Origin of the sequence: Scandinavium goeteborgense, from assembly GCF_003935895.2 — a bacterium.
In the GTDB taxonomy this organism is placed as follows: Bacteria; Pseudomonadota; Gammaproteobacteria; order Enterobacterales; family Enterobacteriaceae; genus Scandinavium; species Scandinavium goeteborgense.
Genome location: NZ_CP054058.1, coordinates 1,504,933 through 1,516,442 on the forward strand (window position 1 = coordinate 1,504,933; position 11,510 = coordinate 1,516,442).

An 11,510-nucleotide genomic window follows, 5' to 3' on the forward strand; every position below is an offset into this window, starting at 1 on the left:
TGGGGAGGTTCCCCTACTTTAAGGGCGGGAATTGTAGCGCTGCGGGGGAGGGGAGTAAACCTTTGCGTGTCAGGGAATGCCGCGTGGCGCTTCGCTTGCACCGGCCCAAACGGTCGGCCAGGGCAGGCGAGGCGCCTTAGCTGCACGTTACGTCAGACGGCAGGAATCCGCTTCCCAACGGTAGCCAACACCATACACCGCGCGAATGAATGACTGCTCGGCGTCCTGTGCTTCGAGCTTACGACGCAGGTTTTTGATGTGGCTGTCGATGGTGCGGTCGGTGACCACGCGGTAATCATCGTACAGATGGTTCAGCAGCTGTTCGCGCGAGAACACTTTGCCCGGCTCCTGCGACAGCGTTTTCAGCAGGCGGAACTCGGCGGGCGTGAGGTCCAGCAGCTTGTTGCGCCAGGAGGCCTGGAAGCGGCTTTCATCGACAATCAGCGGGCTTTCGGCGTCCATCGCCTGCAGTTCGCGCTGCGGACGGCAACGGCGCAGGATCGTTTTCACGCGCGCCACCACTTCACGCGGGCTGTACGGTTTGCAGATGTAATCATCCGCGCCGATTTCCAGCCCGAGCAAGCGGTCGATTTCTTCGATTTTGGCGGTGACCATCACGATCGGCACTTCGGAGAAACGGCGGATCTCGCGGCACAGCGTCAGGCCGTCGGTGCCCGGCAGCATCAAGTCCAGCAGAATCAGATCCGGCGGAGTCTGATGCACGTAGCTCAGCACTTTGTCGCCGTGATTAATTAGCGTCGGCGCGTAGTTGGCCGCCAGAAGATAATCAATCAGCAGCTGTCCCAGCTTGGGTTCGTCCTCGACAATCAGGATGCGTGGGGTTTTATCATCAATCGGTAATTCGGTCATACGACTCCTGGTAAATCGCGGTCCAGAGGGAGTTCTACTTTAATGCTTACCCCGCCAAAAGGCGAATGCCCGGCGCTCAACGTGCCGCCGTGTGCGGCGACGATATTGACGCAAATCGCCAGGCCTAATCCTGAGCCGCCGCTGGCCCGGTTGCGCGAACCTTCGGTGCGGTAGAAACGTTCGCAGAGCATCGCCAGCTGGTCGTCGGTAACGCCCGGCGCGCTGTCGGCAAAGGCCAGCGTCAGACTGTGCGCGGATTTTTCGGCTGAAATGTGCAGCTGTCCGCCGCTGTCGGTGTAGCGCAGGCTGTTCTCCAACAGGTTGTTAAACAGCTGCATCAGTCGGTCGCGGTCGCCGAATACGGTGGCGCTCTCCGGCAGTTTGAGACGGATGGAGAGCCCACGGCTGGCGAAGCGCTCGCGGAAGGCCCCCGCGGCCATTTCCAGCAGAGAGATAATGTCGACGGAGGTTTTTTGGTAGGCCAGCGCCCCTTCGTCGGACATCGATAACTGATGCAAATCGTCCACCAGTTTGGTCAGGGTGCCGACTTCCGCTTGCAACGAGGCCACCGATTCCGGGGTGAATTTACGCACGCCGTCCTGAATCGCCTCCAGCTCGCCGCGTAACACCGCCAGCGGGGTTCGCAGCTCGTGGGAAATATCGGCCATGAAGTCGCGGCGCATTTGCTGATTGCGCTCCAGAGTGCTGGCGAGTTGGTTAAAGTCCTGCCCAAGACGGCCCAGTTCATCCGAACCGGTGGCGGTTACGCGGGTCGAGAAATCCCCCGCCGCCAGCTTGTGCGTGCCTTCCACCAATCGTTTGACCGGAGCCAACAGGCCGCGCGCCAGCGGGAATGTCGCCAGCGCCGCCAGCAGCGTCGACAGCACCACAATCATCCAGCTGGAACGCCGCTGTTGGCGGTCGAAGTTGATATCAGTGTTGCGGGTCAGGCGTTCTACAGGAGAGGCGATCACCGCACCCACTTCCACGCCGTTCACCAGAATGCCGCGCCGGGTACCGTCCGGCGGCACTGGGGAACGCGGGCCGACCATCACTTTGGCATTCTGATCGATCACCCAGAACCGGGTGCGCCAGCCATGAGGCGGCATATCTGGCGGTCCGCCTCGGTCATCGGGGCCATGCTTATCGTCAGACGCATCGTGTTCGAATGAGCGCAGGATCTGAAACACAAACCGGTCGTTGCCGCGCAGGAATTTCCAGTTGTTATCGTGGGTGGCGTACTGCTCCGCGAGGGCATCGCTCAGCATCTGTAGCCGCTGTTCGTTGCCGCGTTTGATATAGTCGATGAAGCCGTGCTCAAAGCTCAGACGCACCGCCCAGTGCATGCTGATCAGCAGCACGATGCAAGTGGTGAGGATGGCGATGAACAGTTTTCCAGTAATGCCGGGGCGCCAGACTTTCACGGCTCGCTCCTTTTGCGTCGTGCAATGATGATATTTTTGCTGATGTCGTCAGGCACGCGGGCAAAAATCAACGCCGGAAGCGCGATGATGACCGCCATGCTGAGGTAGGTATACAAAAAGACCTGATGTGACCCCGCGCTGTCGACGCTGATGTGGTTCTGGCCATACATCCCGAGCAGCAGGCCCGCCACCGTGACGCCAATACTCATCGACAGCTGCATCACCATCGACAACATGCTATTCCCGCTGCTGGCGAGGTCATCCGGCAAATCTTTCAGCGTCATGGTATTCATCGATGAGAAGCGGCTGGAGTTAATCATACCTTGCAGGAACAGTACCAGCGGCAGCAGCCAGTACCAGCCCATCAGCGCGACCGTCATAAACAGCAGGCTGATGAGCGCGAGGCCCAGCGTGGCGCAGATAAGCACCCGGCGATAGCCAAAGCGGTTCACCACCTGCACCACGATGCGCTTCATGCCCATGCTGCCGAGCACCATCGGGATCATCATCAACCCGGCGTGGAACGGTGAAAATCCGAGGCCAATCTGCAAAAAGACCGGGGTGATAAACGGCAGCATTCCGCTGCCGATGCGTCCGGCGAAGCTGCCCGTCAGCCCGAGCGAGAAGGTGCGGGTGTTGAATAAATTGAGGCTGAAAAGCGCGTTGTCATTTTTGCGCGCGTGCCAGAGATAAAACAGCAGCGACAGCGCACCGACGGCGATAAGCCCGGCCAGGGTCAGCGTTGAAATGCCCAGCCCGCGCTGCCCGTCGAGCGCCAGGGTAAGCGTCGCCATGCCCAGCGCCAGCATGATAAAACCGGACATATCAAAGCGTCGGGTCTGCATGGTGTAGTTCGGCATCAGCCATAGCGTGGCAATCGCCCCGACGATGCCGACCGGAATATTGATCAGGAAAATCCAGTGCCAGGAAGCGTATTCCACGAGGATCCCGCCGAGCGCCGGGCCGAGTAATGGTCCGACCTGCCCCGGAATAGTCACAAAGGTCATCGCCGCCATGTACTGCGAGCGGGGAACGATTTTCATCACCGTCAGCCTGCCGACCGGCACCATCATTGCGCCGCCGACACCCTGCAACACGCGCGCCATCACCAGCTCGTTCAGGGTGTTGGCGCTGGCACAAAATACTGAACCCGCGGTGAACAGCACGATGGCGGTAAAGAAGATATTGCGCACGCCAACCCGGTCCGCCAGCCAGCCGCTGGCGGGCAGCATCACCGCCACCGTCAGCACGTAGGCGACCACCACCATGTGCATGTGCAGTGGGCTTTCCCCCAGGCTTTTCGCCATCGAGGGCAGGGCAGTGTTGACGATAGTGGTGTCCAGCGCCTGCATAAAGAAGCCGAACGCCACAATCCACAGTTGCCAGCGCACGCTGGCAGGCAGCTCTTCCATAATTACTCTGTTATCGGTTGACGAGGCTTGCGCGTAAAACGCAGCCGCAGGCGGTCGAAGAACAGGTACACCACCGGGGTGGTGTACAGCGTTAACAGCTGACTCACCACCAGACCGCCGACGATGGTGATCCCCAGCGGCTGGCGCAGTTCTGAACCGTCACCGCCCGAAAGCACCAGCGGCAGCGCGCCAAATAGCGCCGCCAGCGTGGTCATCATGATCGGCCTGAAACGCAGCAGACAGGCCTGGAAAATGGCTTCTTCTGGCGACAAATTACCGTTGCGCTGCGCCTCAAGGGCGAAGTCGACCATCATGATGGCATTTTTCTTCACGATGCCAATTAACAGCATGATACCGATTAACGCAATCAGGCTGAACGGCGCGCCGAACAATTCCAGTGCCAGCAGCGCGCCGACCCCGGCGGAAGGCAGCGTGGACAGAATGGTCAGCGGGTGTACGTAGCTTTCATACAAAATCCCGAGCACGATGTAGACCGTGGCGATGGCCGCCAGAATCAGGATCACCTGCGAGTTCATGGTCTGCTGGAACACCTGCGCCGTTCCGGCAAAGCTGCCGCGAATGGTCGGCGGCACGCCAAGTTGAGTCATGGTTTTGTCGATAACGTCGCTGGCTTCCGACAACGATTTACCGGTCGGCAGGTTGAAGGAGACCGTCGAGGCCGCCGACAATCCCTGATGGTTTACCGACAGCGGCGCGTTAGCGGGCTGCCATTTGGCGAAGTACGACAGCGGAATCGCTTTGCCGTCGCTGTTAATCACGAACATCTGATCCAGCGCGCTGATATCCTGGGTGTAAACCGGGTCGACGCCCATCACCACTTTATACTGGTTCAGCGGCTGATAAATGGTGGAAATCTGCCGCTGGCCGAAGGCGTTATTCAGCAGGCTGTTGGCCGCTTCGACGTTAATGCCGAGCCGCGACATGGTTTCACGGTCGTAAACCAGGTCCATTTCGGCACCGTTATCTTGCTGATCGGAGTTTACGTCCGCCAGCTGATCGGGTAGTTTCGCCAGCGCGGCGGTGATTTTAGGCGTCCACTCCCGCAGGTCGGCGAGGTTATCTGACAGCAGCGTGTACTGATAACCGGCATTGGCCTGACGTCCGCCGACGCGAATATCCTGAACCGCCATCAAAAACAGATTCGCACCGGGCTCTTTGGCAAGTTTTTTACGCAGGCGGTCGATGACCTGCTGCGCCGTTTCGTTGCGCTCGGCGCGCGGTTTGAGGGTGATAAACATCATCCCGCTGTTGACCCGCGAACCGCCAGTAAAGCCGGTGACGTTATCCACCGCTTTGTCTTCACGAATGATTTTCATGAAGTCCTGCAGCTTGCCACGCATCGCCTGGAACGAAATGCTCTGATCAGCCTGAATGTTGCCCATCACCACCCCGGTGTCCTGCTCCGGGAAGAAGGTTTTCGGAATGGAGATATACAGCCAGACGTTCAGCGCGATGGTGGCGAGCAGCACCACGCCGACCAGGCGCGCGTGATTTAGCACCCATTTCAGTGATTTGCCGTAACCGCGCTGCATGCCGACCAGCAGACGACCAAAGCCGCGATCGCGGGTTGGCGCGTGACCACGGGACGCTTTTAGCATCCAGCCGCACATCATCGGTGTGAGCGTCAGCGAGACCGCGAGCGATATGCCAATCGCCACTGACAGCGTGACCGCAAATTCGCGCAGCAGGCGGCCCGGTAGCCCGCCCATCAGCAACAGCGGCAGGAACACCGCCACCAGTGACAGGCTCATCGACAGCACGGTGAAACCGACTTCGCGGCTGCCCTGTAGTGCGGCCTGCAACGGTTTCATGCCCGCTTCCAGATGGCGCGAAATATTTTCCAGCACCACGATGGCATCATCGACTACGAAGCCGGTGGCGATGGTCAGCGCCATCAGCGACAGGTTGTTGAGGCTGAAGCCGCACAAATACATGGCGGCGAAGGTGCCGATCAGCGAAACCGGCACCGCCACGGCGGGAATAATCGTGGCGCGGCCCGAACGCAGGAACAGGAAGACCACCAGGATCACCAGCCCGACCGAAATCACCAGCGTTTGCTCCACTTCTTCGAGCGAGGCGCGAATGGTCGGCGAACGGTCCTGGGCGATCTGCATATCAATGGCCGCCGGGATAGTCTCTTTCAGCTCCGGCAGCTGGGCGCGGATCGCGTCCACGGTCTGAATAATGTTGGCTTCCGGCAGTTTACGGATCATCAGCAAAATCGCCGGTTTGGCGTTGGTCATCCCGGCGTTACGTACGTCCTGCACCGAGTCGGACACCTTGGCCACATCACTTAACCGCACCGCGGAACCGTTGTTGTAATGAATAATCAGCGGCTTGTATTCTTCTGCCGTTTTCAGCTCGTCGTTGGTCGCCAGTTGCCAGCGCTGGCCCTGACTTTCAATCGCCCCCTGCGGGTTACGCACGTTGGCGTCGCTGATGGCGGAACGCACGTCATCCAGCGACACGCCCTGGTTAAACAGCGCCTGTGGATTGAGGTCCACGCGCACCGCGGGCAGGGAGCTACCGCCAATATCCACATCGCCCACGCCGTCGATTTGCGAAATCGTCTGCGCCAGTTGCGTGGAGGCGTAGTCATACAGCTGGCCCTGGGAATAGGTGTCCGAGGTCAGCGTCAAAATCATGATGGGCGCATCCGACGGGTTCGCTTTGCGATAGGTCGGGCGGCTCGGCATGCCTGTGGGTAGCAGGCTTTGCGCGGCGTTGATGGCGGCCTGCACGTCACGCGCCGCGCCGTTGATATCGCGGTCAAAATCAAACTGTAAAATGATACGCGTGCTGCCGAGCGAACTCATGGAGGTCATTTCATTGACCCCGGCGATGCGTCCGAGCGAGCGCTCAAGCGGCGTCGCCACCGATGAGGCCATGGTTTCAGGTGCAGCACCGGGCAGCGAGGCGCTGACCATGATCACCGGGTAATCGACCTGCGGCAGCGGGGCGACCGGCAGCAGCCGGAAGCCGAGCACGCCGCACAGCGTGATGGCGAGCGAAATCAAAATCGTCGCCACCGGGCGGTAAATGAAGAGGGCGAAAAACTTCACTTACGCCTCCTCTTCACGGGTCGGCAGACGGCTTTTCAGGTACAGCGACAAGCGGTCAAACAGCAGGTAAATCACCGGCGTGGTGAACAGCGTCAGCACCTGACTCACCAGCAAACCGCCGACCATGCCGATCCCCAGCGGACGACGCAGCTCTGCGCCGACGCCGGTGCTGAGCATCAGCGGCAGCGCGCCGAGCAGTGCGGCGAGGGTGGTCATCAGAATCGGGCGGAAACGCAGCAGACAAGCCTGATAAATCGCTTCGCGCGGCGGCATGCCCTGTTCGCGTTCTGCGGCCAGCGCAAAGTCGATCATCATGATCGCGTTCTTCTTCACGATGCCGATCAGCAGGATTATCCCGATGATGGCGATGACGTCCAGCTCGCTGCCCGACACCCACAGCGCCAGCAGGGCGCCCAAGCCCGCAGTCGGCAGGGTGGAGAGAATTGTAATCGGGTGGATGAAACTCTCATACAGAATGCCGAGCACGATGTACATCGCGACCACCGCCGCCAGCACCAGCCACACGGTGCTACCCAACGCGGCCTGGAAGGCCAGCGAGCTGCCCTGGAATTCGGTACGAATATCGGTCGGCAGGTTCAGCGTTTTTTCCGCGTCGGTAATCGCCTGCACCGCGTCACCCAGCGAGGAATCCTGCGCCACGTTGAAGGAAATCGTGGTAACCGGGAACTGGTCGAGGTGGTTAATCGACAGCGGGGCAAAACGCTCTTCGACTTTGGCAATGGTATTTAGTGGTACAACGCCGCCGCTGCTACTGGTGATGCGGATATTATCCAGCGCCGACAGCCCCGGCGTGTCGCTGATGTCGTGTTCAAGCACCACGCGATACTGATTAGACTGGGTGTAAATGGTCGAAATGAGTCGTTGGCCAAACGCGTTATACAGCGCGTTATCGACATCCGACATGCTGATCCCCAGCCGGCTGGCGCTGTCGCGGTCGACGTTCACGTATGCCGACAACCCTTTGTCCTGCCAGTCGCTGCTGACGTCTTCCAGCTGCGGCAAGGTCTGAAGTTTCGCCATCAGCTGCGGCACCCATTCACTGAGCGCATCGAGCGAGTTGGCCTGCAGGCTGAACTGGTACTGCGTGCGGCTGACGGTGGTATCGATAGTGAGATCCTGCGTCGGCTGCAAATAGAGTGCGATGCCCGGCACGCGATCGATTGAGTGCTGCAGACGGCGGATAACTTTCTGCACGCGATCGTCACGGTCAGCGAGCGGCTTGAGGTTAATTTGCAGACGCGCGCTGTTCAGCGCCGGGTTGGTGCCGTCGACGCCCACGAACGAGGTCAGACTTTCCACCGCAGGGTCTTTCAGAATGATGTCAGAAACCTGCTCCTGCCGCTGAGCCATACTGGCAAACGACGCGGACTGCGGGGCCTGCAAGGTGCCCTGAATAATGCCGTTATCCTGAATCGGGAAGAAGCCTTTGGGGATAAACACCCACAGCAGAATCGACAACGCCAGGGTGCTGAGCGCCACGCCGAGTGTTAGCCATGGGTGGTTGAGCACTTTGGCGAGCATCCGTCCGTAAGCGGCAATCACCCGCTCAAAGAAACGTTCGCTGGCCTGAGAAAAGCGGTTCTGCTTGCGAAGGGATTCATGGCTCAGCATGCGCGCGCACATCATCGGCGTTAGCGTCAGTGAAACAATGGCTGAAATTAATATTGCGACGGCAAGCGTGACGGCAAATTCGCGGAACAGACGGCCAACGATATCGCCCATAAACAGCAGCGGGATAAGCACCGCAATCAGCGAGAAGGTGAGGGAGATAATGGTAAAGCCGATTTCACCCGCGCCCTTCAGTGCGGCGGCCATCGGGTTTTCGCCTTTCTCGATGTAGCGCGAGATGTTCTCGATAACCACGATCGCATCATCGACCACGAACCCGGTAGCGATGGTCAGCGCCATCAGCGTCAGGTTGTTGATTGAGAAATCAAGGAACACCATCACCGCGAAAGTGCCGATCAGCGACAGCGGCACCGCCACGGCGGGAATAATGGTCGCCGGAACGTTGCGCAGGAACAGATAGATGATCATCACTACCAGGGCGATGGCCAGCATCAGCTCGAACTGGGTGTCATTGACCGAGGCGCGAATGTTGCTGGTGCGGTCAGACAGCACTTTTACCTGCACCGATTTCGGCAGGCTGCTGGTGAGTTGCGGCAGCATCTGACGAATGCTGTCGGAGGTGGAAATAATGTTCGCGCCCGGCTGACGCTGGACGTTCATCACAATCGCTTGCTGCTTATTGGCCCACGCGCCGAGCCAGGTATTTTCTGCCCCTTGCTCAACGGTCGCCACATCGCCCAGGCGCACCGGGGCACCGTTTTGGTAGGCGATAATCAGCTTGCGATACTCTTCGGCGGACTGCATCTGGTCGTTAGCGGAAAGCGTCACCGCGCGGGTTGGACCGTCGAGGCTACCTTTTGCCGAGTTGACGTTAGCCCCGGTGATGGCGGTACGCACGGTTTCGCTGGTCAGCCCAAGCGCCGCAATCGCCTGAGCATTCAGCTTCACGCGTACGGCCGGGCGTTGACCGCCCGCCAGGGTCACCAGACCGACACCGGAAACCTGTGAAATTTTCTGCGCTACGCGCGTTTCCACCATGTCTTCAACCTGCGTCATCGGCAGGGCGGACGAAGTAACGGCGAGGGTCATGATCGGCGGATCCGCTGGGTTGACCTTGCTGTACACCGGCGGGTTCGGCAAATCGCTCGGCAGCAGGTTGGTGGCGGCGTTGATCGCGGCCTGCACTTCCTGTTCGGCGACGTCCAGAGACAGTTCAAGCTGGAACTGCAACGTCACCACCGACGCGCCACCCGCGCTTTGGGAGGACATCTGTTTCAGGCCGGACATCTGCCCGAACTGGCGCTCAAGCGGCGCGGTAATGGACGAGGTGACGACATCCGGGCTGGCGCCGGGATACAGCGTGACCACCTGGATGGTCGGATAATCCACTTCAGGCAGGGCGGAGACCGGCAAAAAACGGTAGCCGATAATCCCCGCGAGCAGAATAGCCACCATCATCAGGGTGGTGGCGACCGGGCGCAGGATAAACAGGCGGGATGGCCCGCCCGTATTGCCAGGAGGTAAAACGTGCATCAGGAGCGAGCTCCTTTTTTGCCGCTTTGCTCAGCCGCCGGTTTTTGCTCTGTGGTTGCGCTGTGGGCTTCAACCACTTCCACTTTCGCGCCTTCGGTCAGGCGGTCAATGCCGTCGGTGACCACTCTATCGCCCGCGGAAAGCCCGGCAGTGATTACGACTTTTTGGCTGTCCTGAATGCCCGGTACTACGATGTGTTTGCTGACTTTGTTGTCATCATTCAGCACCCACACGAAATTGCCTTCGTTGCCCATTTGCAGCGCAGCGGCAGGAATGACCACCGCGTCCTGCTGGGTATCCACCAACAGACGCGCGTTAACGAACTGGTTCGGGAACAGGGCATCGTCCATGTTGTTGAAGCGCGCTTTCAGCTTGATGGTGCCGGTGGTGGCGTCAATCTGGTTATCCAGGCTCAACAGCGAACCGCTGCTCAGTTTCTGCTTATTGGTACGATCCCAGGCTTCGACGGTCAGGCTTTGTCCGGCTTTTTGCGCTTTCACCACGGTGGCGATGTCGTTTTCTGGCAGAGTGAAAATCAGGTCAATCGGATGGGTTTGCGTCAGTACCACGATCCCAGTGGTATCGCTGGTGGAAATCTGGTTGCCGATATCGACCTGTTTCAGGCCTACGCGGCCGTCAATCGGCGCGGTGATGCGCGTCCAGTCGAGCTGCAATTGTGCGCTGGCGACGGCGGCGTCATCCGCTTTCACGGTGCCTAAGCTTTCGGTGACTAACGATTGTTGGGTATCGAGTTCCTGACGAGACACGAGATTGGTTTTTACCAACTGCTGATAGCGAGCCAGGTCGCGGCGGGCGTTGGACAGCGTGGCGTTATCTTTCGCCAGCTGGCCCTGGGCCTGTGCGAGAGCGACTTTGAACTGGCTCGGATCGATTTCCGCCAGCAGATCGCCAGCTTTCACCTGCTGACCTTCCTGAAAGTGCAGCGCCAGCAGCTGGCCGTTGACGCGGCTGTGGACTGTCACCGTGTTTGCCGCGGTGATGGTGCCGAGCCCGGTCAGGTAGCGAGGCACAGCTTCGCTAGTGGCCGTTGCCGCCTGAACCGGCGCCAGGGCGCCGCTGAAGCGTCCGCCGTGGCGACCGCCACCGGCATGCTGCCCCTGTGCTGCCGTCGCAGACGCGGAATCAGACGACCCGCTGTTGTGCCAGAAATACACGGCGACACCTGCAATCACCACTACACCCAGCGCGACTAACCAACGCGATTTATTGCTGCCTTTCATCGTTATACGTATCTCGTCCTGAAAACTTTCACGGAATGATACTAGTTTAGTAACGGAACCCCCCGGAAAGATGGAGGAAATATGAAGTACTGTCTGGAAACGTCTGAATGACGGGGGATTTACGAGGCTGCTCGCAGGGTTGAACAAAAGTTGTGCAGAGTGGATGAGGCGCAGGCTACAGTCGTCGGCGGCCGCATTTGAGTTTAATTGAGGCTGATAAGGATGTTAGCACGGGGCTAAAACGGGAAAGCCCCAACCGAAGCTGGGGCTTTGTAAAAGGAAAGGGATATGATGAAGGTAGTCATCATACTGGTCGTGCTCTTAGTCATTAGCTTGCCAGCATACTAAGAGACCAGA

7 protein-coding genes are annotated in these 11,510 nt (G+C 59.3%); 1 reads left to right on the forward strand and 6 read right to left on the reverse strand.

Going from position 1 to position 11,510, the window contains the following annotated elements; translation table 11 throughout:
* Window positions 1-147: 147 nt before the first annotated feature.
* From baeR to A8O29_RS07945, 6 genes are read right to left on the reverse strand one after another with little or no spacing between them, the layout of a single operon-like run.
* Window positions 148-870 (reverse strand): envelope stress response regulator BaeR, encoded by a 723-nt coding sequence (baeR, locus tag A8O29_RS07920; RefSeq protein ID WP_110509507.1) that lies wholly within the window; start codon window positions 868-870, stop codon window positions 148-150.
* Window positions 867-2,294 (reverse strand): envelope stress sensor histidine kinase BaeS, encoded by a 1,428-nt coding sequence (baeS, locus tag A8O29_RS07925; protein ID WP_125354264.1) that lies wholly within the window; start codon window positions 2,292-2,294, stop codon window positions 867-869. Before baeS ends, baeR begins: the two co-directional genes overlap by 4 nt.
* Window positions 2,291-3,706, reverse strand: a complete 1,416-nt coding sequence (gene mdtD / locus A8O29_RS07930) for an MFS transporter (protein WP_125354263.1) — start codon at window positions 3,704-3,706, stop codon at window positions 2,291-2,293. The genes baeS and mdtD overlap by 4 nt, the downstream gene beginning before the upstream one ends.
* A 2-nt stretch (window positions 3,707-3,708) precedes the next feature.
* Entirely contained in the window at window positions 3,709-6,789 is a 3,081-nt protein-coding gene (gene mdtC, locus A8O29_RS07935; RefSeq protein ID WP_125354262.1) for a multidrug efflux RND transporter permease subunit MdtC, read from the reverse strand.
* Window positions 6,790-9,912, reverse strand: a complete 3,123-nt coding sequence (locus A8O29_RS07940; RefSeq protein ID WP_125354261.1) for an MdtB/MuxB family multidrug efflux RND transporter permease subunit — start codon at window positions 9,910-9,912, stop codon at window positions 6,790-6,792.
* A complete protein-coding gene (locus A8O29_RS07945; protein ID WP_125354260.1) occupies window positions 9,912-11,153 on the reverse strand; it encodes an MdtA/MuxA family multidrug efflux RND transporter periplasmic adaptor subunit in 1,242 nt (413 codons plus the stop codon). The genes A8O29_RS07940 and A8O29_RS07945 overlap by 1 nt, the downstream gene beginning before the upstream one ends.
* A gap of 291 nt (window positions 11,154-11,444) precedes the next feature.
* Here A8O29_RS07945 and A8O29_RS22945 point away from each other — a divergent pair, with 291 nt between their 5' ends.
* On the forward strand, window positions 11,445-11,501 hold the full coding sequence (locus A8O29_RS22945) for a type I toxin-antitoxin system Ibs family toxin (protein ID WP_420854019.1): 57 nt from the start codon (window positions 11,445-11,447) through the stop codon (window positions 11,499-11,501).
* Window positions 11,502-11,510 lie beyond the last annotated feature (9 nt).